Consider the following 22661-nt stretch of genomic DNA (forward strand, 5'->3'; position numbering starts at 1 on the left):
TCCGCTGATCTTATTCTGTTGGGGGCAAAGCGCCAGCCCATTCAAACCTGCTATTTTGGCACAGACTGGCTTAGAATGAATCTTCTTGCGGCCTGAATGTGCCCGGATGTCGTTTTTTCGCCCAAAAGGACCTGATTTTTGATGCTGTTTAACCTGAAAAAGTTCATTGGCGCCATTTTAATGCCGTTACCTGCACTGCTGCTGTTGATGGGACTGGCGCTGTTGCTGCTGTGGTTCACCCGTTGGCAAAAAAGCGGCAGGGTCATTTTGACGTTGAGCTGGCTGTTTTTACTGCTTTTCAGCCTGCAGCCGGTGGCCGACAGGCTGCTACGCCCAATCGAATCGGAGTATGTCACCTATCGCGGCACTGACCCGGTAAAGTATATCGTGGTGCTGGGAGGCGGTTATACCTTTAATCCCGATTGGGCCCCCAGTTCCAACCTGATCGGTAACAGCCTGCCACGCGTCACGGAAGGCGTGCGCCTGTATCTCGCGCATCCCGGGGCAAAAATGGTATTCACCGGAGCCGGGGGGCCCAATACTCTGAGTAACGCGGCGACGGCGGCGAAGGTAGCGGAAAGCCTGGGAGTGCCAGGCAGCGACATGGTGCTGTTGGATCGCCCGATGGATACCGAGCAAGAGGCGTTGCAGGTGTCGAAGCTGGTCGGGCAACAGCCCTTTATTCTGGTGACCTCGGCTAACCATTTGCCAAGGGCGATGCGCTTCTTTGAAGCCAAGGGGCTGCACCCTATCCCGGCACCGGCCAACCAATTGGCCATCAGCTCACGTTTGAATATCTGGGATCGCGTGGTGCCATCGGCTATGTTCCTTGGCCACAGCGAACGCGCCTGGTATGAAACGCTCGGCAGCCTGTGGCAATGGCTTAAAGGGGCCGATGAGGTTTCTGTCGACTAAACAAGCTTAACCGGCAAGCCAGGGCAGCAGCTGTTTGGAAGCATAATCAAACGGTTGCCTATCCAGCTTGCCGGTATGAATCAACCGCCCCACCGCCTCCCACACCACATACAACCAGCGCCGCACCAGGAAAGATTCCGCCACCGGCGCACGTTGCAAATAATAAAACAGCAACTGACTGGGCATTCCTGCCTCACACAGCCTGAAAAGCTCATATTCCCGTGGCGCCCACAGCATCATTCCAGGGTTCAACATCGCCAGTAATTGATCGCTTTTGGGGTCTTTTAACATACTGCGTAGCGACAAGTTGCCGTGCACCAGCACGCAGGGATCGTCGAATCCGACAAAAAAATGGGTCAATGCTTCACGTGTGCGATACAGCAAGCGACGGTCTGCCATCGTCAGCTGCGGCGAATTAAGGTTGCTGACCGTTGACCACAGCACTTCCACCCGCTGTTGATACCAGCAGAACCAGTCGTTTTCCTGAGTGCTGTCGACCGTGCCGACGCAGCCGTGGCTGTCGATGCGGTGCCAGGCTAATATGCCGTCGACCACCTGTTCCATCAACGAATTCCAGCGATCCGGTGTGCGCGTCGGCGCTTCTGCGGATACGCCCCGCAAACGTTCTATCAGCAAGATCTCTTTATAGGGTGATTGCTGGGTATAGACCACGCCATACACCGTCGGCAAACGAATATCGCCTTCGCGCGCCAGCATCGACAGCTTATAGGCCTCCTGCTGGGCAATCCCTTGGCAGACAAAGCTTTTCGCCATCAGCGGAATAGCGTGCCCCTGTTGGTCGTACAGTGAATACATGTGTGCATAAGGCTGCTCGCTGACGCGTTCCAGTCGGCTGATAGACTCACCCAGCACAATACTCAGTTCAGCGCGTAACTGCTCCATAAGGAAATAGCCTCAAGAGATAGGAAGAGACGCAGCTATCATCGAACGCTAAGCAGATAAATTCTTCAACGCAGATCAACAAAATGGGGATATAAGAAGGGAAATGATAATGCCGCCGGTGCGCCGTGTGGCGCACCGGCGTTCAATGATCAGCTTTTCATGCTGTCACGGACACGCTGCAAGTCTTCCGGCGTATCAACCCCCACACTCGGCATTGCCTTGGCAACCGCCACGTGGATTTTTTCGCCGTACCACAGCACCCGCAACTGCTCCAGCAGCTCAATTTGTTCCAGTTGGCTTGGCGCCCAGGTGACATAACGGCGCACAAAGCCGGCGCGATAGGCGTAAATGCCGATATGCCGCAACAGGCTGTCGCCGATGCTCTCTTTGGATTGGGCGAAACGTTCACGATCCCACGGAATGGTGGCGCGTGAAAAGTAGAGCGCATAGCCCTTCGCATCCATAACCACCTTAACTGCATTGGGGTTGAAGGCTTCTTCCGCACTGTCGATCGGCACTGCCAAGGTAGCCATACCAGCCTGGCTGCCCGCCAGGTTTTCAGCCACCTGCCGTACTATGACCGGAGGGATAAGAGGTTCGTCACCCTGAACGTTAACGATGATTTCGTCATCATTAAAGCCATAATGCTCGATCACTTCAGCCAAACGTTCGGTGCCCGAATTGTGATCGGCCCGGGTCATGCAAACTTCACCACCGGCCGCTTTCACCGCTTCGGCGACGGCTGGGTGGTCGGTCGCCACAATAACGCGGCTGGCACCGGACTCGCGCGCACGTTCCATGACGTGCACCACCATCGGCTTACCGTGAATATCGGCCAGTGGTTTCCCAGGCAAACGGGTTGAAGCATAACGAGCTGGAATAATAGCGATGAAACTCATGCGTGTTTCTCATCCAATGACAGCGCCCGCGCCTCATTTTCCAGCAGAACCGGAATGCCATCACGCAGCGGGTAGGCCAAGCCATCCACTTTACACACCAGTTCCTGGTTTTCTTTGTTGAAATAGAGCTTGCCGTTGCAGACCGGACAGGCAACGATTTCGAGTAAACGGTGGTCCATGCTTCCTCCAGGGTGGAGATCTTACGTAAGGAAAGTGGATGAGGATAGCACAACGCTATACGTCAGGTTAATCACCGGCTGCCTTGCTGTTGCGTTTTAATCTGCTGCAGGGATTGAACTGGCAATGGCGCAGGCGTAGAATTTTGTGATTCATATCACAAAAAGATATTTCTCATGATCAAACGTATTCATAAGATCATCGCCATGTTTGCCAACTTCAGCAACTGAGGCCACCCCCTTGTAACGAGCGGCGCTGGAATTCGTTTTACCCACGCCGACAACGCCGTTCGTTATTCCACTTCCCAACCCTCGCGCCATTCGGTCGCCAGCGGTGCCGGAATATCACCCAAAATAACCTGATTTGCACCGTGCCATTTTGCACTGCGGGTGATGGCTTGCCGAATATCCTGCATACGCTGTTTGCCAAAACGAACCTTGGTCTGCGGATGGAAACTGATGATTTCAAATATACCCTGCCGACGATGCATTTTTGCATCAATGCGACCAATCAGTTCTCCACGTTGCAACACGGGAAGGGTGAAATAGCCATACTGCCGTTTTTCTTTTGGCGTGTAACACTCCAACCGGTAATCGAAATCGAACAACTCCAGGGCGCGGCGGCGATCCCAAACCACTGGATCGAAGGGAGAAAGCAGAGTGGTTACGCTTGATTTCAGCTTTCCTTGCTCCGCCAGGTGCAGTTCTGCGGCCAGCGAATGGTGTACGTAAAATTCCCCGTCCAATCCGTCGATCAACACCGGCAGCACTTCCCCCTGCTGCTGTAACCCGGCCAGGAGTGCCTTCGGCGCCACTCGCTTCAGTCGGTAGTAATCTGCCAGCCATTCAGCCTTGAATATCCCAAGGAAGCGACAGGTACGCTTCAGCATCTCATGCCGCGCATGATCGGCCGCCAATACGTGCCTGTCATCATCCCAATGGGGCATTAACCTTTCAGTAAGATCATAAACGCGGTGGAAGTTGCGTCGCTCGGCCACCATAAGTTTGCCGGCGGTAAACAGGATCTCAAGATGCCGCTTTTCCGGTTTCCAATCCCACCAACCGCTATTCCCTTTCTTCTCGGCGCTAAAATCAGCCGAACGTACCGGCCCGCAGGCTTCTATATGTTGCAGCAGTGCGTCAATGGCCGTGCGGTGTTCCTGCACCCACTCTTCGGAATACTTCCAGCCCATCTCCTGAGGCTGCAGCATACGATGTCGCAGCAGGCCAAAATCTTCAATGGGTAAAAAGCAGGCTTCATGTGCCCAGTACTCGAACAACTGTCTACCGGCCAGCGCCTGTTCCAGCCATTCGGGCTGATAATCACCCAAGCGGCTGAACAGCACCAAATAGGGGCTGCGAGCGACAACGCTGATGGTATCGATTTGCAGGAGGCCCATACGCTGAATGGCGGCAACCACATCGTCGGGCTTGGCTTTACGTTTTATCGGGGTTAACAACCCCTGTGCGGCAAGGTGGAGCGCACGGGCGGCAGTAAGAGAAATAACGGGGGTGTTCATCCTGATATCCGAAGTGATTGAGCAATCGCTTGATAATAGTGGATATCGGGGAATTTATCTTCGCCAGTGCTTGGGGTGGCGGCACCGGCACTGGCGAGGAAGGGATGGGTCAGAACGCGATAACGTCTGCCGCTGACAGCCCATGAGAGCTGCGATAGATCGAGAACTCAACGTTCTGACCTTCGTTCAATGATTTATTTTTAGTATTGGCGATAGAACGACGGCTTACATAAATTTCGTCGCTACCGTCTACCGGTGAAATAAAACCATAGCCTGCGGCTTGATCAAACCATTTCACACGGCCCATTTGTAACACAGTATTTTTAAACATAACTTATATCCTTTTACTTGAGCATCCATAACAACGTCTTTTTTATTATTGTTGGACGCTACCAGCCCATCCTAAAGTTTTTCGTAACAAACCTCTCGTGAGCAAAAAATAAAAAACCCGCACTACGGCGGGCTTGTTGAACTTAATATCTTCCGCAATGAATCAGCATTAACGCATCATCATGGTTGTATTAAGATCGTTTTACGCTATTCCCTGTTTTCTTACAGAGCAACAACGTTGGCGGCAGCCGGCCCGCGCGGGCTGTCCTGGATGGTATACTCAACACGCTGGCCTTCAGCCAGAGTTTTGAAACCGTCGGTCGCGATTGCAGAGAAATGTACGAATACATCTTTTCCACCGTCGTTCTGTTCAATAAAACCAAAACCTTTGCTTTCGTTGAACCACTTCACCTGACCAGTCTTCTTAGACATTACACATTTACCTTTTAAATATATATACAAAACCTGCCATAAGGCAATTTAGGCCGTTTTTAGAAACATTACTTATGGGAGGTACTTAGAAGGTTCGTCTTTGAAGCGGAATCAGATGATAACGTTTTTGGAGGAACTACTTAACTCTATACTCGAACATAAATAGGTCTGTATCACAGGCCGACTTGCATTTACTCATAAATCTATTCTTTGCACAAGAGGTTTATTGCCTTATTTTTATCATTACTTCGAATTTGTTTTTATGTCTATGATTGTGCATGAGTTAATTTATCTTTTTTTATGTAAAAACCTTGGCGTTATTGCCTTCTGGACGGCCAATGTTACCGCCCTGTGCTGTTCAAATGAGAGCTAACGCATAAAAATCTAATATGCTTGCCCAAGCTATAACAAAACCCAATCGACATGGCTAAACTTGAGGTGAAAACAAGGCAGATGGCCTTTCAGCCAGCACTTATGCCGTCAAAAATATAATTTTTCAGATTATACTGAATCAAGGAGCTATGCGCATGACCGCCCAGCAGTTCGTCTCACCGAATGAAATCCGCGCCAGATTCTCCCACGCCATGTCAGAGATGTACCAAAAAGAGGTACCTCTGTACGGCGATTTGCTCGAACTGGTAGCGGAAACTAACAGACAGGTCCTGCGCGAAGATGCCGCATTGGCTCATCAACTACAAATTACCGGCGAAATCGAACGGCTGGCCATGGAGCGTCACGGCGCTATCCGGGTGGGAACTGAGCAAGAACTGGCGACCCTGCGGCGGCTGTTTAACGTTATGGGCATGTCCCCGGTCGGTTATTACGATCTGGCCGTGGCAGGCGTTCCGGTCCACTCCACCGCATTTCGTGCGGTGCATGAAGACGCGCTGCAAATCAGCCCCTTTCGCGTGTTCACTTCGCTCTTGCGACTAGAGCTGATTGATAATCCGGAACTACGTCAACTGGCGCAACAACTGTTGGCGCGTCGTAGAATATTTACCGAGCGCGCACTGGAGCTGATCGCCTTGCAGGAAGCCCAGGGTGGGTTGGACGAGAACCAGGCCGACGAATTTGTCGAGCAAGCGCTGGAAACCTTCCGTTGGCACAGCCGGGCGACGGTCAGCGCAGCCGAATATCAGCAGTTGCACGACCAACACCGTTTGATTGCTGACGTGGTCGCGTTCAAAGGCCCGCACATTAACCACCTGACGCCGCGCACCCTTAATATCGACCTGGTTCAACAGGCAATGCCTGGCCGAGGCATCACTCCCAAAGCGGTGATTGAAGGGCCACCGCCGCGTCGCCGCCCTATCCTGCTGCGCCAAACCAGCTTTAAAGCGCTGGAGGAAAACGTCGATTTCGTTGAGCATGACGGCAGCGCCGTTCACGGGCACCATACTGCCCGCTTCGGTGAAATAGAACAGCGCGGCGTTGCGTTGACGACGAAAGGCCGCGCACTCTACGATCGTCTGCTGCAGGCTACCAACGATGCACTGCAGGCACCACCCAACGAGAAAAACGCAGATCGCTACAATCAACTGCTGGCGCAAAATTTTCAGGCGTTTCCGGATGATTATGCCACCCTGCGAGAGCAGCAGTTGGCCTGGTTCCGCTATTTCCCGACCGAATGCGGGCTGGCAGCCAAAGACTCATTGGATCAGCACAGCACGCTGGAACAGTTGATTGCCAAGGAATATATCCGCTTCCAGCCATTAGTGTATGAAGATTTCTTGCCGGTCAGTGCCGCGGGTATTTTCCAGTCGAATCTCGGCGATACCAGCCATGCGCAGTACAACGCAACGTCCAGCAAAGCGGCGTTTGAACTGGCTTTGGGAGCCGAGGTGATCGATGAGCTATCGCTGTATCAGCAAACACAGCAACGCTCGATAGACGCCTGCGCGCAAGCCTTGGGGCTGCACGCGCTAGCGGTTTGAATTATTGCTTCAGCAGGGCTTCGATGTTTTGCAGCAGTTGCTCAGCCTGCTCGGAGGGAAGTACCGCATCAACCGGTAAATACCACCAGTTAGACTGGGCAAAAGCCCGGCATTTGACCGCATCTTTTTCAGTCATCAGCAGCGTTTGTCCTGAGGTTACCAGCGCCGCCAGCGGGTCATGTTGGTATTCCTGATGATCGGCAAACGCCACTTCTCTTTCAACATCCACACCCAGCTTTTCCAGCGTGGCGAAGAAGCGCGGCGGATGGCCAATGCCGGCCATCGCCACCACATGCGGCAATTCAACCGCGGGCCGGCGTTCGCCAGTGGCAACATTCACCGCTTCGCGCGCCTGCAATCGCATGGCAATTTCACCCGGTTGCGCCACGCCACCGTTGGTAATCAATGCATCAACGCTGTTCAAACGTGAAACGCGTTCGCGCATCGGGCCCGCAGGCAACCACCAACCGTTCCCGAAGCGGCGTACACCATCAATCACGACCAATTCAAAATCGCGCTGTAAGGCGTAATGCTGCAAACCGTCATCGGTAATCACGACATCAAGTCGGTGCTGCTTAAGCAGCGCCTGAACCGCTTCCGCACGGTTCGGCGAGATGGCGACTGGCGCGGCGGTACGTTGATATATCAGAACCGGCTCATCCCCGGCCTGCCGGGTAGTAGTACTCGCATTGAGTAACAGCGGATACGCCTTTGCTTTACCGCCATAACCGCGCGAAACGACACCCACCCGGTAACCACGCTGCTGCAACTGCTCCACCAGCCAGATCACCATCGGGGTTTTGCCATTGCCGCCAGCGGTGAGATTTCCCACCACCACTACCGGTACCGGCGCACGCCAGCTTTTACGCAGGCCGCAACGGTAGCTGAGCCGAATCAGTCCGCTGACCAGGCCATACAGCCAGGACAGCGGTAACAACAGCAAATAAACCAGCGAACTGCCTGACCAGATGCGTTCGATCATTATTGACCAAACTGCATACGGTGCAGCTGGGCATAGGCGCCCTGCTTTTCGATCAATACGGCATGCTCGCCACGCTCGACGATACGGCCATCCTCAACCACCAGGATTTCATCGGCTTTCTCAATCGTCGACAGACGGTGCGCAATCACTAATGAAGTACGGTTTTTCTGCAATTCATCCAACGCGGCCTGAATAGCACGCTCTGATTCGGTGTCCAGTGCCGAGGTGGCTTCATCGAGGATCAGAATCGGGCAATCGCGCAGCAAGGCACGGGCGATGGCGATACGCTGGCGCTGACCACCGGAAAGCATTACGCCATTCTCGCCAATTACCGTATCCAGACCATTTTCCATTTTCTCTATGAAATCCATGGCGTAAGCCATGCGCGCGGCCTTCTCTATCTCTTCGCGGGTATAGCGTTCCTCACGCGCGTAAGCGATGTTGTTGGCGATGGTGTCATTGAACAAATGCACATTTTGCGAAACCAGGGCTACCTGATCGCGCAACGACGCAAGCGTGTATTCGCGCAGATCGTGACCATCCATCAGGATCTCGCCTTCCTGAACGTCATAGAACCGGGTCAGCAAATTGGCGATGGTCGACTTGCCCGATCCTGAACGGCCCACCAACGCCACCGTTTTACCTTCTGAAATGCTCAGATTGATATCACGCAGCGCTGGGGTTTCTTTGCCTGGATAGTAGAAAGTAACATTGCGGAATTCGATGTCGCCTTTCGCACGAGTCACTTCGCGGGTACCGGTGTCTTTTTCCTGCTCCATGTCCAGAATCGAGAACAGGGTCTGGCACGCGGCCATCCCACGCTGGAACTGCGCGTTGACGTTAGTCAGTGACTTCAGCGGACGCATCAGAGCGATCATCGAAGAGAACACCACGGTGATGGTACCGGCAGTCAGGGTTTCCATCACGCTTGGGAAGCTGGCGGCATACAGCACAAAGGCCAGAGCCAGTGAAGCGATCAACTGAATGATAGGGTCAGAGATAGAGGAAGCGGAAACTAACTTCATGCCCTGTTGACGCATGCGGTTGCTGACCGAATTGAAGCGATCGGTTTCAACCTGCTGGCCGCCGAAAATCAGAACTTCCTTGTGGCCTTTCAGCATCTGCTCGGCGCTGGTAGTCACCTGCCCCATGGTGTTCTGCATGTTTTTACTGATATTACGGAAGCGCTTGGAAACGATGCGGATCGCAATAGAGACAATCGGGGCCAGGACGATCAGGATCACCGAAAGCTGCCAGCTGTAATAGAACATCATGGTGAACAGCGCGATGATCGACGCCCCTTCACGCACCACGGTCACCAGTGCACTGGACGAGGATGAAGCGACCTGCTCGGAATCATAAGTGATGCGAGACAGTAATGTACCGGTAGATTGCTGGTCGAAGAAGGACACCGGCATTCTCATCATGTGGCCAAACAGACGACGACGCATGTGCATCACCACCATGCCGGAAACCCATGAAATGCAATAGCTGGAAACAAAGCCCGTCGCCCCGCGCACCACCATCAGGCCAATAACGGCCAATGGCATCCACAGCAGGATAGTGCTTTCCGTTTTCCCAAAACCGTCATCCAATAAAGGTTTAAGCAAAGACAGCATAAAGGCGTCGCTGGCTGCGTTCATTACCAACGCAATGGCGGCCACGATCAGCCCGGTCTTAAAAGGTGTGATCATCGGCCAGAGGCGACGGAAAGTCTGCCAGGTGGAGAGATCTTTATCATTCATCATGCAAATACCAGCATCGGAAGAAATAGCGGCCCATTTTACTCATTATCACCCTCTACGCCAAACCGCTGATGGTACCAACGGGGCATTATTTGTTCACGAAAGCCTTTAATTTGCCAATCGTTGTCGAAAAAAAGTACGGATAACTGACCGGAGCACGATGTATCGCGCCATATGATGCCATTTTCCCGATATCTGGCGACGACTTTAACCGCAGGTAATCGCCATTTATTGTAACGCGATGCGGAAGCTATTGCCGCCTCCGGCGCTACAGCACGTAAAAATGGCGGAGTGGATGACGTTTTACTGCCATGATGGGGAACCTGTAATATCGTCGCGCGCAACAAATGGCGCTGATGCCGTACCAGCTGTGCTTCCGACCTTTTCTCTGCATCACCGGTCAGCAACAGGCTGTATTTTCCATCATCGATACGGATGACGCACGAGTCGTCATTTCCCGCGGTCTTTACTGCTTTCGGTGGCCACAGCACCTGGAATTGCAGCGATTGCCATTGCCAACTTTCCCCCGCGACGCAGGGTAAGTGGCCAGCGCCAAGCCGCGGACTTCTCACCGTCGCCAGCGGGAATGCCTGCTGCAATTCCTCAAGACCACCGATATGGTCCAAATGATCGTGGCTAATGACGATTTGATCCACCGGCAGCCCACGCCAGTTAAGAAAGGGGACGATATTGCGCGTGGCCGCGCTGCCCGTCCCCCAACGGGGTCCAGTATCGTACAATATCGCGCGGCCATTCTTTTCAACCACCATGGCCAAGCCATGACCAATATCGAGCATATCTACGCGCCAGCGATATGACGGGGCTTTCTCCCGCCACAGCAGGCAGCACACTGCCAGCGTTACCAGCACCGAGACATAGCGCAGCCACCAATGAAAGCGCCAGAAAATCACCATCAACCAGCCCATAATACTGACAACCAGCGATGCTGCGCCAAGGTCAAGCCACCCATTCTGCAGGTAGTGTAATGGGGTGAAGACCCACGCCAGCGTGAGGTCTGCTGCCCACCACAACCCGGTACTCAACGGAGGGAAAATCCCCAGTACCACGGCGAGAAGGATCAGCGGAACCGTCACCAGGGAAACCAAGGGTACGGCCCAAAGATTGGCCGGTATTGAGGTCATACTGAGGCCAAGAAACAAACCTGCTTGCATCGGCACCAGCAACAATGTGATACCAAACTGGATATGCAGCCAACGCAGCGGTGCCCAATACCATCCCACGCGAAAACGGGGACTAAGGGGGACCCATTCAAACCAAAATATCAGGCACAACACCGCCGTCGCCGAGAGCCAAAAGCTGTCGGACAACACCGCCAGCGGATCGCAAATCAGTATCAAGCCGATACACCACAACCAAACTTGCCAAGAAGAACAATGAATACCCCGTATGCGCAACAGCATCCAGAGCGTCAACGCCAGGCCGGTTCTTACCGCCGGCGGGTGCGCGCCAGCCAACCAGATATAACCTAGCGCCCCGAGCCAACTGGCAATCAGAGGGAAACGGTAGCCGATTCGGTGGGCAGGTAACCAAAACTGGATTACCCGCAGCAAAGACCAAATCAGAATGGCCACCATCGCCACATGCAGCCCTGAAATGGCCATCAGGTGAGCAATACCGGTTTTTAACATTAGCGAACGCAGTGAAGGCTCTAGTGCCCCGCGTTCACCAAATGCCAAAGCCAGTAAAACGGCCTGATAACGAACCGTACCAATATTGTTTTCGGCATGGCGGATAATACGCTGTCGCCAGCTACAGGCGGGATCCAAAAGTGTGGCGCTCTTTACCTGCGCCGTTAATGGTTGACGCTGCGAGATAGCCCAACGTTGGCTGTCGAAGCCCCCTTCATTTAAATTGCCATGCATCGGTCGCAGGCGCAGTTGCATCTGCCAACGCTGTCCGGCGCACAAAGGTTGCTCTTTGGGTTGCCACAGTGTGGAAAACGCAATGGATGGCACCAACCACCTGCCATTAATCTGTTCTATATGCATTACCGTCTGCTTGCGTGCTGTAGCCGCAAGCGCAATGCCGCTAACCTTGACCACGGCATGCACTACAGGCCCCTGGCTCAGGCGGTTGATTTGGTCGACCAGGTTTCCGGCAGTGAATACCGCCCACAGAAAACCCAACGCCCCCCATGCCATAAATCGGCATAGGGAGCCCCTGCGCCACAGGTAACAACAGATGGGCAGAGTGACGCATAGCATTATTCGTGCGTCAGGCAGATGCGGCATGAAAAGCAGGGGCAGAGTGCCGCAGATAATCGCGATGATCGCCAAATCCAGCGAGGTCTTGATAGGGTTTCTCCCTGTTTGGGGCAGCTATTCAAGCCGCCAACATCACGGGATTGTTCACATCAAGACCAGGTTCCACCAGCCATAATCTAAAGACGTGCGCGAGGCGCCGCACAATAACAATGACCGTTACCTTCAGGGGCAACATGTTGCGACGTGGTAAGCAGAAAAGTGCAGAATCAACCGGTCAATCTCAGCGTTCAGGCCAAAAAAAACGGCGCCCTGGGGGCGCCGTTTTATATTTCAGTACAAGCAACAACTCTATGGAAGTCAGTGACTAACCATAGATATTGGCGCGGTCACGCAGCTCTTTGCCTGGCTTGAAGTGAGGAACGTACTTGCCGTCCAACTCAACTTTATCACCAGTTTTCGGGTTGCGACCCACACGCGGAGCACGGTAGTGAAGAGAAAAACTGCCGAATCCGCGGATCTCAATGCGTTCACCATCGGCTAACGTAGCAGCCATATGTTCTAGCATCTCTTTCACTGCATCCTCAACGGCTTTCGCCGGTACATGAGATTGCTGGCCAGCAAGTCTTTCAATAAGTTCAGACTTGGTCATAGTTCCTCCAAGCTTTGCAGCTAAACTACCGTATCGGGGCGATTAAAAAACCGCCCCCCGTCATTACTCGCCTTTAGCCGCTTTGAAAGCTTCAGCCATAGCGTTAGAGAAGTTGCTCTCTTCCTGTTTGTTGTTAACAGTAGCGATTGCGTCTTTCTCGTCAGCTTCGTCCTTAGCACGTACGGACAGGCTTACTACGCGGTTCTTACGGTCAACGCCGGTGAATTTAGCTTCAACGTCGTCACCCACATTCAGAACCAGAGTTGCATCTTCAATGCGGTCGCGAGAGGCTTCAGATGCACGCAGGTAACCTTCTACGCCGCCTGCTAATTCAACTGTAGCACCTTTGGCGTCAACTGCAGTGACTTTACCAGTAACAATAGTACCTTTCTTGTTCATAGACAGGTAGTTATTGAACGGGTCTTCAGCCAGTTGCTTCACGCCCAGGGAGATACGCTCGCGCTCTGCATCAACTTGCAGAACAACCGCTGCGATTTCGTCGCCTTTCTTGTATTCACGAACTGCTTCTTCACCTGCAACGTTCCAGGAGATGTCAGACAGGTGAACCAGGCCGTCGATGCCGCCGTCCAGGCCGATGAAGATACCGAAGTCAGTGATAGACTTGATTTTACCTTCAACGCGGTCGCCCTTGTTGTGGGTTTCTGCAAACTGCTGCCATGGGTTGTTTTTGCACTGCTTCAGACCCAGGGAGATACGACGACGCTCTTCATCGATGTCCAGAACCATAACTTCCACTACATCGCCCACGTTAACAACTTTGGACGGATGGATGTTTTTGTTGGTCCAATCCATTTCAGAAACGTGTACCAGGCCTTCAACGCCTTCTTCGATTTCTACGAAGCAGCCGTAATCAGTCAGGTTGGTTACACGACCAGTCAGCTTGGTGCCTTCTGGGTAACGTTTCGCGATAGCGACCCATGGATCTTCGCCCAGTTGCTTCAGGCCCAGGGAAACACGAGTACGCTCGCGGTCGAACTTCAGCACTTTAACAGTGATTTCGTCGCCAACGTTGACGATTTCGCTCGGATGCTTAACGCGTTTCCAAGCCATATCAGTGATGTGCAGCAGGCCGTCTACGCCGCCCAGATCAACGAATGCACCGTAGTCAGTGAGGTTCTTAACGATACCTTTAACTTCCATGCCTTCCTGCAGGTTTTCCAGCAGTTGATCACGTTCTGCGCTGTTCTCTGATTCGATAACCGCACGGCGAGAAACTACAACGTTGTTGCGTTTCTGGTCCAGCTTGATGACTTTGAACTCAAGCTCTTTGCCTTCCAGGTGCAGAGTGTCACGTACTGGACGCACGTCAACCAGGGAACCTGGCAGGAACGCACGAATACCGTTCAGCTCTACAGTGAAGCCACCCTTAACTTTGCCGTTGATAACACCGACGACAGTTTCAGCTTCTTCGTAAGCTTTTTCCAGCGTGATCCAAGCTTCGTGACGCTTAGCTTTCTCACGGGACAGCAGAGTTTCACCGAAGCCATCTTCAACAGCGTCCAGCGCAACATCAACTTCGTCGCCTACCTGGATTTCCAGCTCGCCCTGTGCGTTTTTGAATTGCTCAGCCGGGATGGCAGACTCAGATTTCAGACCGGCGTCAACCAGTACTACGTCTTTGTCGATAGCAACTACAACGCCACGAACGATGGAACCCGGACGGGTTTCGATTGTTTTCAGGGATTCTTCAAAGAGTTGAGCGAAAGATTCAGTCATGTTTAATCTTCAGGGTTCTATAGTTTAACGTCCATTTAGCATCCCGCCGAATGGGGTTGTTTCACATACCCCGCCATTGGCTCCATGCCGACAGGGTTTAGGTTACAGGGGTAAAATTTTACCCGATATAGTTCGATACTGCCATGACAAATATGACAAAAAGCCAATAACGCCGCCGCGCTTACTGCTGCGGCAACGCTAAAACTTCATGTGCATATGTCAGCGCACGCTGGATGACTTCGTCGATCGACATGCTGGTTGAATCCAGCACGAGGGCGTCGGAGGCCGGCACCAGTGGCGCGATAGGCCGATTACGGTCACGGTCATCCCGTTCCTTTATCTCGGCTAAAAGACGTTCAAAGTTAACATTAAAGCCCTTTTCCTGCAACTGTAGCATGCGGCGGTGCGCACGCTCTTCAGAACTGGCATCCAGGAAAATTTTTACCGGCGCATCGGGGAATACCACGGTGCCCATGTCGCGTCCATCGGCAATCAGGCCCGGGGCCTCGCGGAATGCACGCTGGCGCCGCAACAAGGCTTCACGCACGCGCGGAAAAGCCGCTGCCTGCGAAGCGGTATTGCCGACGGTTTCAGTGCGGATCTCATTGCTGACATCCTCACCTTCCAAAATCACCTGCAGTTTGCCACCTTCGGCAACAAAGCGAACATCGAGATGTGCGGCCAGGGGAACCAGCGCCTCCTCAGAAGTGATATCAACCTGATGATGCAGTGCCGCCAGTGCCAGTACGCGATAGATCGCACCGGAATCCAGCAAACGCCAACCAAGGGATTCGGCCAGCGCCTTACACAAAGTACCTTTGCCTGCGCCACTTGGTCCATCAACGGTTATCACCGGAGCTGTAGCCGTCATTTCTCTCTCCTTCAGGTAGAAAACCTCACAGGGACATAACCTGCCGTCAGCACAATGCGAAAGCATAATTAAAAGCGTCCCTGCAGCCTGCCCAGTCGGGGCAGTCACGGTGGCGTATTATACGCTGCCAAACGACTAACTGTTACCCTGGAACTGTCTGGTTGTTGAAAATAAGCGTACGTCCGCGCAAAAGTATAGTGGACGCCCGCAGCCTGCGGGCGTTAAAAACGATAAAGGCCCAATTAAGGGCCTTAAAAAAAAGCATCTGACTGTGGAGTTATGCCAATTGACTGATGCGCGCCAGCTGTTCGAAGTAATCCGGGAAGGTTTTCGCGGTACATTTCGGATCGAGAATGGTCACTGGGGTGTCCGATAACGCCACCAGCGAGAAGCACATCGCCATGCGGTGGTCATTATAGGTGCCGATATCGGCAAATTTCAGCTTGGCCGGTGGCACCACGTGAATGTAGTCTTCCCCTTCATCCACCTCAGCCCCCACTTTACGCAGCTCCGTCGCCATCGCCGCCAGGCGATCGGTCTCTTTAACCCGCCAGTTGTAGATATTGCGGATGGTGGTCGGGCCTTCGGCAAACAGGGCTGCGGTTGCGATGGTCATTGCCGCATCAGGAATATGGTTCATGTCCATGTCGATACCGCGCAGTTCACCGCGGCTGCATTCAATATAGTCATCGCCCCAGGTAATACGTGCGCCCATTTTTTCCAGCACGTCGGCAAACTTGGTGTCGCCCTGAACGCTTTTTCTACCAATGCCGGTAACGCGGACAGTACCGCCTTTAATTGCCGCTGCCGCCAGGAAATAAGACGCGGAAGAGGCATCCCCTTCCACCAGATAATCACCCGGTGAGCGATAGGTTTGGCCACCGCTAATGTGGAACACGCGATAGTTGTCGTGGCTGACTTCAACGCCGAAAGTGCGCATCAGATGCAGGGTGATATCAATGTACGGCTTGGAAACCAGCTCGCCCTTGATATGGATATGGGTGTCCTGTTTGGCCAGCGGTGCCGTCATCAGCAATGCGGTAAGAAACTGACTGGATACGCTGCCGTCCACGGTCACATCACCGCCCTGGAAGCCACCGCGCAGGCGCAATGGCGGGTAATCGGTCTGCTCCAGATAATCAATCTGCGCGCCACCCTGACGCAGGGCATCCACCAGATGACCGATTGGGCGCTCTTTCATCCGTGGTTCGCCGGTCAACACCACATCATTGCTGCCCAGGCACAGCGCAGCCGCCAAAGGGCGCATCGCGGTGCCGGCATTGCCGAGGAACAGCTCAAGCGGTTGATTAGCCACCAGCGGGCCGGCAACACCTTCGACTGTACAGGTGGTACGATCGTCTGACAGTTGGTAACTCACCCCTAATGCCTGTAGCGCATTCAGCATATGGCGCACGTCATCGCTGTCCAGCAGATTGGTCAGCGTCGTCGTCCCCTCCGCCAGCGCAGCCAGCAGCAGAGCACGGTTGGACACGCTCTTGGAGCCAGGTAAGTTGACGGTGCCATTGACCAAGGCAACCGGTTGTAACGTCAGGGAATCCACCATGTGAACAAAAATCTCCAAAATCTGATAAACGAAACGGCCCCGGGATAATGCCGGAGCCGCTTTAACGCAAAAGGACAACAGCGAAGGCTACCTGCTCACGGCAGGCGCCGGACTTAACCGTGACGACGTTCGAAGTCGACCATAAAGTCGGTTAAGGTCTTCACCCCGGCCAACGGCATTGCATTGTAAATAGAAGCACGCATGCCGCCAACCACCCGGTGACCTTTTAACGCCTGCAGGCCAATGGCTTCTGCTTCGCTGAGGAAGACTTTATCCAGCGCAGAATCCGCCAGTTGGAACGGCACGTTCATCCAGGAGCGGTTGGCATGCGCCACCCGGCTACGGTAGAAGTCAGAGCTGTCGATGGTCGCGTACAGCAATTCGGCCTTGGCCTGATTGCGTTTGTGCATCTCTACCAGGCCGCCCTGCTCTTTCAGCCATTTGAACACCAGGCCGGACAGGTACCAGGCAAAGGTCGGCGGTGTGTTGAACATGGAATCGTTTTCGGCCAGCACGGTGTAATCGAGGATGGACGGGACTTCGCGACGCGCTTTGCCCAGCAGATCTTCACGTACGATCACCAGGGTCAGGCCGGCCGGCCCAATGTTTTTCTGCGCACCGGCGTAAATTACGCCGAAACGGCTGACGTCCAGCGGACCCGACAGAATGGTGGAGGAGTAATCGCCAATCACCACTTTATCGCCAAAGTCAGGTAACTCATCGATAGCTACGCCGTCGATGGTTTCATTCGGGCAATAGTGGACATAGGCCGCGTCATCGCTTAACTGCCACTCTTTCATCGGTTTGATGCCGAGCAGGCCGTCGACGTTGGTTTTCACGTCAATGGTGTTTGGCGAACAGTATTTTTGCGCTTCGGTGATGGCGCTGTGCGCCCAATAACCGCCGTCGATATAGTCCGCGGTGGTTTTGTCACCCAGCAGGTTCAACGGCAACGCAGCAAACTGTGCGCGAGCGCCACCGTGGCAGAACAGCACTTTATAATTGGAGGGGATCTTCAGCAGATCGCGCAGATCCTGCTCGGACTGCTGGGCAACTTCGATGAACTCTTTACTGCGATGGCTAATTTCCATCACCGAGGTACCGAGGCCGTGCCAGTTGCACAGCTCCTGTTCTGCACGACGCAACACTTCAACCGGCAGCATTGCCGGGCCAGAGCTAAAATTATAAACCTGAGTCATTTCCCCTCACCACATTCACTATTCGCCAATGATACTGGCCTACCGAAATACGCCCGAAGTAACCCATCGGTTTTATCACTCACGCCCCCCGCCTGCAATGGTTATTCGCCCGATGCCGGGAAAGCCTTGAACGTGACGATAACAGGCTCTGCCAAATCACCGGTATTTTCTGCAATAAAACGCTGTGAAGGTGGCCAATTCAGTGGGTTAACGCGGTTTTTTATGCTGTATTCAGCCAACATGGCTAGGGGGCTCCAGGGCCCCCGAATGAGGAAAATGCACTCAGTATTGATTGAACATCTGCTGGATCTGTTTGGCGTCCTTGGTCTGCGTCAACGCCAGTTGAAGCAGGATCCGCGCCTTCTGCGGGTTCAGCGTACCGGAGGCGACAAAGCCGAACTTCGCGTCATCCACTTCAGCGTCTTCGGTGGTGGAGCCAGTGGACACTCTGGAAGAACGCACCACGGCGACACCGTTATGTGCGGCCGTCGCCAGCGTATCGAACACCGTTTTATACAGGTTGCCGTTACCGACCCCGGCACTGACGATGCCTTGATACCCTTCGGCGATCAAAGCCTTCGCAGGGGCATCGGAAGCATTGGCGTAATTGTAGATAATGCCTACCTTCGGCAACGCTGTCAGGTTAGACACGTCAAACGGGGTCTCGGTGGTGTGCTTGCGCTGCGGCGCACGCTGGTAATCAACCTTGCCGTTGTGGATGTAACCAAGCGGGCCGAAGTTAGGCGACTGGAAAGTCTGCACCGACGTAGTATTGGTTTTTGTCACATCGCGTGCATCCAACACGCTGTCGTTCATCGCCACCAACACCCCGCGTTTCGCCGATTGCGGATCTGCCGCCGTCACCACTGCGTTATACAGATTGAACGGACCATCAGCGCTCATCGCCGTTGCCGGGCGCATTGCCCCGACGATCACCACCGGTTTGTCACATTTGACCGTGAGATCCAGAAAATAGGCGGTCTCTTCCAGCGTATCTGTGCCGTGGGTAACGACAAAGCCGTCAGTTTTGGCGCAGTCGGCGTTGATTTTCTTCGCCAGCTTCAGCCACACCTCATCGTTCATGTCCTGCGACCCGATGTTCACCACCTGCTCGCCCTGCACGTTGGCGAGGTTTTTTAGCTCAGGCACAGCACTCACTAAAGCGTCAACGCCCAGTTTCCCCGCCGTATAGTTGGATTTCGTCGCCGATTCGCCACCGCCGGCAATGGTGCCGCCGGTCGCCAACAAGGTAATGGTAGGCAAAGCCAACGCCGAACCGCTCGCCCCCGCCAACAGTAGCGCCACGGCGCTCAGTTTCACTGATTTCATTGCGTTTCTCCATGATAGATAACCCGCTGAATTATGGCCCTTATCCCTAAAAAAACTGTGACTTTGCCACCGCTTTAGGAATACATGGAGCTTGAGCGTAAAACCCCGTATCATTGCGCGTTTTTAGTACGCTCAAAAAGTGAAGACAATGACGCAAACTTTTATCCCTGGCAAAGACGCCGCGCTGGAAGACTCTATCGCCCGTTTCCAACAGAAATTAAGCGACCTGGGTTTTAATATCGAAGAGGCCTCCTGGCTGAATCCGGTACCTCATGTATGGTCGGTTCATATCCGCGATCGCGATTGCCCGCTGTGCTTCACCAACGGCAAAGGCGCCAGCAAAAAAGCTGCTCTGGCCTCCGCTTTGGGCGAATACTTCGAACGCCTTTCCACCAACTACTTCTTTGCCGACTTCTATCTGGGGAAACAGATTGCCGAAGGTGACTTCGTGCATTACCCGAACGAGAAGTGGTTCCCGATCCCAGCCGATGACTCGCTGCCGGCCGGTATTCTCGATGAGCGTCTGCATGCTTTCTACAATCCGGATCAGGAAGTCAACGCAAGCGATCTGATCGATCTGCAGTCCGGTAATGGCGATCGCGGCATTTGCGCCCTGCCGTTCTCTCGCCAGTCTGACCAGCAGACCGTTTACATTCCGATGAACATCATCGGTAACCTGTACGTTTCCAACGGCATGTCCGCGGGTAATACCGCCAACGAAGCGCGCGTACAAGGCCTGTCCGAAGTGTTTGAGCGTTATGTGAAAAATCGCATCATCGCCGAATCCATCAGCCTGCCAGAGATCCCGGCCGAGGTGCTGAACCGCTATCCTGGCGTGGTAGAAGCCATCGCCAAGCTTGAAGAAGAAGGCTTCCCGATCCTGTCTTACGACGCGTCGCTGGGCGGTAATTATCCGGTGATCTGCGTGGTGCTGTTTAACCCGGCTAACGGCACCTGTTTTGCCTCGTTCGGTGCCCATCCTGATTTCGGCGTGGCGCTTGAGCGTACCGTCACTGAGCTGCTGCAGGGCCGTAGCCTGAAAGATCTGGACGTGTTCACCGCACCGACCTTCGACGACGAAGAAGTGGCGGAGCACACTAACCTGGAAACCCACTTTATCGACTCCAGCGGTTTGATCTCCTGGGATATGTTCAAACAGGACGCAGATTACCCGTTTGTCGACTGGAGCTTCAGCGGCAGCACGCAGGAAGAATTCGCGACGCTGATGAGCATCTTCGACAAAGAAGGCGCTGAAGTGTATATCGCCGACTATGAACATTTGGATGTCTACGCCTGCCGCATCATCGTACCGGGCATGTCCGACATCTACCCGGCGGAAGACCTGCTGCTGGCCAACAACAGCATGGGGGCGCACCTGCGCGATACGTTGCTGGCGCTGCCGGGCAGCGAGTGGGAGCCGCAAGAGTATCTGGCGCTGTTAGAGCGCCTGGACGACGAAGGCCTGGACGACTTCACCCGCGTGCGCGAGCTGCTGGGGATTGCTTCCGGCAAAGACAACGCCTGGTCTACCCTGCGTATAGGCGAGTTGAAGTCAATGCTGGCGCTGGCCGGCGGCGATCTGGATCAGGCGCTGATCTGGGCCGAATGGACACAGGACTTCAACTCTTCCGTATTGAGCCCGGCGCGCAGCAACTACTACCGTTGTTTGCAAACCCTGCTGCTGCTGACACAGGAGCCTGAACGCGATCCGGCGCAATACTATTCCGCCTTCGTGAAGATGTACGGCCAGGAAACGGTGGATGCCGCCTCTGCGGCCATCAGCGGTGAAGAACGCTTTAACGGCCTGTTCGCTGTCGATAGCGATCTGAAAGCCTTACCGGCACATCAGGCGCTGCTAGCGGCCTATGAAAAACTGCAGACCGCCAAGCGTCGCCATTGGGCGCAGGCATAATCTCAGTATCTGTGCGCCGGCGGCCTTCTGCCGGCGCAACACCAAGATAGAAAAATAACAAAGAATTATTTGACGGTTAAATAGCCGTTTTTTTGTTTTATTTTTTTGCCTAATTACGCACTTAACGGTAAACAAGATAAATAAAACAGCAGTTGTTACGGACCGGTAAAATAATAATTAACCGATAATTAAACCTTGCCGCTCTGAAAGTGACAAAATGCGCTAAAATTTAACCTATTCAAGGTTGACACGGTCGCAAATTCAAAATTATTTGCAAACATTAAAAAATTGTTTTTATTTAAAAATCAATAAATTAACCAAATAAACCTTGCGATTTATCTGGTTTTTGGCCGTTTTAGTTTCCCGCCTTATGATCCAAATCAATTTTTACCCTATACTGCTTTGCTAGTATCTCATTGCGTTGTTTTAACCCTTAAAAGCGAGAGTTAGTGTGAAAGCTGACAACCCCTTCGATCTGATATTACCTGCAGCAACGGCGAAAATCGCTGAAGATGCAGGTGTGTATAAAGCCACCAAGCACCCGCTGAAAACGTTTTATTTGGCGATCACTGCCGGCGTCTTTATTTCAATCGCATTCGTATTTTATATCACTGCGACTACCGGCACTGCCGGTGTGCCTTTCGGCCTGGCAAAACTGGTCGGCGGCATCTGCTTCTCTCTGGGGTTAATGCTGGTCGTGGTTTCAGGCGCCGACCTGTTCACTTCCACCGTGCTGATTGTCATCGCCAAGGCCAGCGGCCGCATCAGCTGGTACCAGTTGGCTGCCAACTGGCTAAATGTCTATATCGGCAACCTGATCGGCGCCCTGTTCTTCGTCGCGCTCATCTGGTTCTCCGGCGAACACATGGTGGCCAACGGCCAATGGGGACTGAACGTCCTGCAAACCGCTGACCACAAGCTGCATCACACCTTTGTTGAGGCCGTCTGCCTCGGCATCCTGGCTAACCTGATGGTTTGCCTGGCCGTGTGGATGAGTTACTCAGGCCGCAGCCTGATGGACAAAATGTTCGCCATGATCCTGCCGGTCGGCATGTTCGTCGCCAGCGGTTTCGAACACAGCATCGCCAACATGTTTATGATCCCTATGGGTATCGTGGTTAAAAACTTCGCCACGCCGGAATTCTGGCAAGCCATAGGGGCAGCACCCGAGCAGTTTGCTCATCTGACCGTAAGCAACTTTATCATCGACAATCTGATCCCAGTCACCATTGGCAACATCATTGGCGGCGGTTTACTGGTTGGGTTGACTTACTGGGTAATTTATCTGCGCGGTGGTGAACAACAGCACTAAGCTGTTAGTTATCGCGCGCCGAGTTAG

General features: G+C 53.5%; 19 protein-coding genes. 4 read left to right on the plus strand and 15 right to left on the minus strand.

What is annotated here, in order from left to right; all coding sequences use genetic code 11:
* The first annotated feature begins 141 nt into the window (after positions 1–141).
* Positions 142–915: an envelope biogenesis factor ElyC gene (gene elyC, locus ACMGG1_RS15700; RefSeq protein WP_046373991.1), complete on the plus strand. Its 774-nt coding sequence runs from the start codon at positions 142–144 to the stop codon at positions 913–915.
* Between the two features lie 6 nt (positions 916–921).
* On the opposite strand, the gene ACMGG1_RS15705 is transcribed toward elyC, so the two are convergent.
* The 6 genes from ACMGG1_RS15705 to ACMGG1_RS15730 all read right to left on the minus strand — a co-directional run bounded on the left by ACMGG1_RS15705 (position 922) and on the right by ACMGG1_RS15730 (position 5175).
* Positions 922–1818 (minus strand): YcbJ family phosphotransferase, encoded by an 897-nt coding sequence (locus tag ACMGG1_RS15705; RefSeq protein WP_128864121.1) that lies wholly within the window; start codon positions 1816–1818, stop codon positions 922–924.
* Between the two features lie 149 nt (positions 1819–1967).
* Positions 1968–2717 carry a 3-deoxy-manno-octulosonate cytidylyltransferase gene (kdsB, locus tag ACMGG1_RS15710; protein ID WP_129983605.1) on the minus strand — a complete coding sequence of 250 codons (750 nt, stop codon included), beginning with the start codon at positions 2715–2717 and terminating at the stop codon, positions 1968–1970.
* A complete protein-coding gene (locus ACMGG1_RS15715) occupies positions 2714–2896 on the minus strand; it encodes a Trm112 family protein (protein WP_006320791.1) in 183 nt (60 codons plus the stop codon). The genes kdsB and ACMGG1_RS15715 overlap by 4 nt, the downstream gene beginning before the upstream one ends.
* Before the next feature lie 290 nt (positions 2897–3186).
* On the minus strand, positions 3187–4413 hold the full coding sequence (locus ACMGG1_RS15720) for a winged helix-turn-helix domain-containing protein (protein ID WP_130015491.1): 1227 nt from the start codon (positions 4411–4413) through the stop codon (positions 3187–3189).
* A 109-nt stretch (positions 4414–4522) separates the two neighbouring features.
* A complete protein-coding gene (locus tag ACMGG1_RS15725; RefSeq protein WP_006320799.1) occupies positions 4523–4744 on the minus strand; it encodes a cold-shock protein in 222 nt (73 codons plus the stop codon).
* A gap of 221 nt (positions 4745–4965) precedes the next feature.
* Positions 4966–5175 (minus strand): cold-shock protein, encoded by a 210-nt coding sequence (locus tag ACMGG1_RS15730; protein ID WP_020826136.1) that lies wholly within the window; start codon positions 5173–5175, stop codon positions 4966–4968.
* A 527-nt stretch (positions 5176–5702) separates the two neighbouring features.
* Between ACMGG1_RS15730 and ACMGG1_RS15735 the strand changes: the two genes are divergently transcribed.
* Positions 5703–7109 (plus strand): VOC family protein, encoded by a 1407-nt coding sequence (locus tag ACMGG1_RS15735; protein WP_020826135.1) that lies wholly within the window; start codon positions 5703–5705, stop codon positions 7107–7109.
* Position 7110: 1 nt separating this feature from the next.
* On the opposite strand, the gene lpxK is transcribed toward ACMGG1_RS15735, so the two are convergent.
* The 9 genes from lpxK to ansB form a co-directional block, all read right to left on the minus strand.
* Positions 7111–8091, minus strand: coding sequence for a tetraacyldisaccharide 4'-kinase (lpxK, locus tag ACMGG1_RS15740; protein ID WP_414160844.1), 981 nt, complete (start codon positions 8089–8091; stop codon positions 7111–7113).
* Positions 8091–9839 carry a lipid A ABC transporter ATP-binding protein/permease MsbA gene (gene msbA / locus ACMGG1_RS15745; protein ID WP_128864118.1) on the minus strand — a complete coding sequence of 583 codons (1749 nt, stop codon included), beginning with the start codon at positions 9837–9839 and terminating at the stop codon, positions 8091–8093. The genes lpxK and msbA overlap by 1 nt, the downstream gene beginning before the upstream one ends.
* A 35-nt stretch (positions 9840–9874) precedes the next feature.
* Entirely contained in the window at positions 9875–12175 is a 2301-nt protein-coding gene (locus ACMGG1_RS15750) for a ComEC family protein (RefSeq protein WP_414161454.1), read from the minus strand.
* Between the two features lie 250 nt (positions 12176–12425).
* A complete protein-coding gene (gene ihfB, locus ACMGG1_RS15755; protein ID WP_004942652.1) occupies positions 12426–12710 on the minus strand; it encodes an integration host factor subunit beta in 285 nt (94 codons plus the stop codon).
* Between the two features lie 63 nt (positions 12711–12773).
* On the minus strand, positions 12774–14447 hold the full coding sequence (gene rpsA, locus ACMGG1_RS15760; protein ID WP_020826130.1) for a 30S ribosomal protein S1: 1674 nt from the start codon (positions 14445–14447) through the stop codon (positions 12774–12776).
* Positions 14448–14628: 181 nt separating this feature from the next.
* On the minus strand, positions 14629–15318 hold the full coding sequence (gene cmk, locus ACMGG1_RS15765; protein WP_020826129.1) for a (d)CMP kinase: 690 nt from the start codon (positions 15316–15318) through the stop codon (positions 14629–14631).
* Between the two features lie 277 nt (positions 15319–15595).
* The gene (aroA, locus tag ACMGG1_RS15770; RefSeq protein ID WP_128864116.1) at positions 15596–16882 is read right to left on the minus strand and encodes a 3-phosphoshikimate 1-carboxyvinyltransferase; all 1287 of its coding nucleotides are present in this window, start codon (positions 16880–16882) and stop codon (positions 15596–15598) included.
* A 113-nt stretch (positions 16883–16995) separates the two neighbouring features.
* Positions 16996–18081 carry a 3-phosphoserine/phosphohydroxythreonine transaminase gene (gene serC / locus ACMGG1_RS15775; protein WP_020826127.1) on the minus strand — a complete coding sequence of 362 codons (1086 nt, stop codon included), beginning with the start codon at positions 18079–18081 and terminating at the stop codon, positions 16996–16998.
* 282 nt (positions 18082–18363) lie between these two features.
* Positions 18364–19410 (minus strand): L-asparaginase 2, encoded by a 1047-nt coding sequence (gene ansB, locus ACMGG1_RS15780; protein ID WP_308530099.1) that lies wholly within the window; start codon positions 19408–19410, stop codon positions 18364–18366.
* A 148-nt stretch (positions 19411–19558) separates the two neighbouring features.
* On the opposite strand from ansB, the gene ycaO reads away from it, so the two are divergent.
* Together ycaO and focA are read left to right on the plus strand one after the other, a co-directional pair.
* Entirely contained in the window at positions 19559–21322 is a 1764-nt protein-coding gene (gene ycaO / locus ACMGG1_RS15785; protein ID WP_128864115.1) for a 30S ribosomal protein S12 methylthiotransferase accessory factor YcaO, read from the plus strand.
* Positions 21323–21773: 451 nt separating this feature from the next.
* The gene (gene focA, locus ACMGG1_RS15790) at positions 21774–22634 is read left to right on the plus strand and encodes a formate transporter FocA (protein WP_020826123.1); all 861 of its coding nucleotides are present in this window, start codon (positions 21774–21776) and stop codon (positions 22632–22634) included.
* The last annotated feature ends 27 nt before the right edge of the window (positions 22635–22661 follow it).

The sequence above is a fragment of the Serratia sp. BNK-12 genome (assembly GCF_047456085.1).
Classification (GTDB): Bacteria; Pseudomonadota; Gammaproteobacteria; order Enterobacterales; family Enterobacteriaceae; genus Serratia; species Serratia liquefaciens.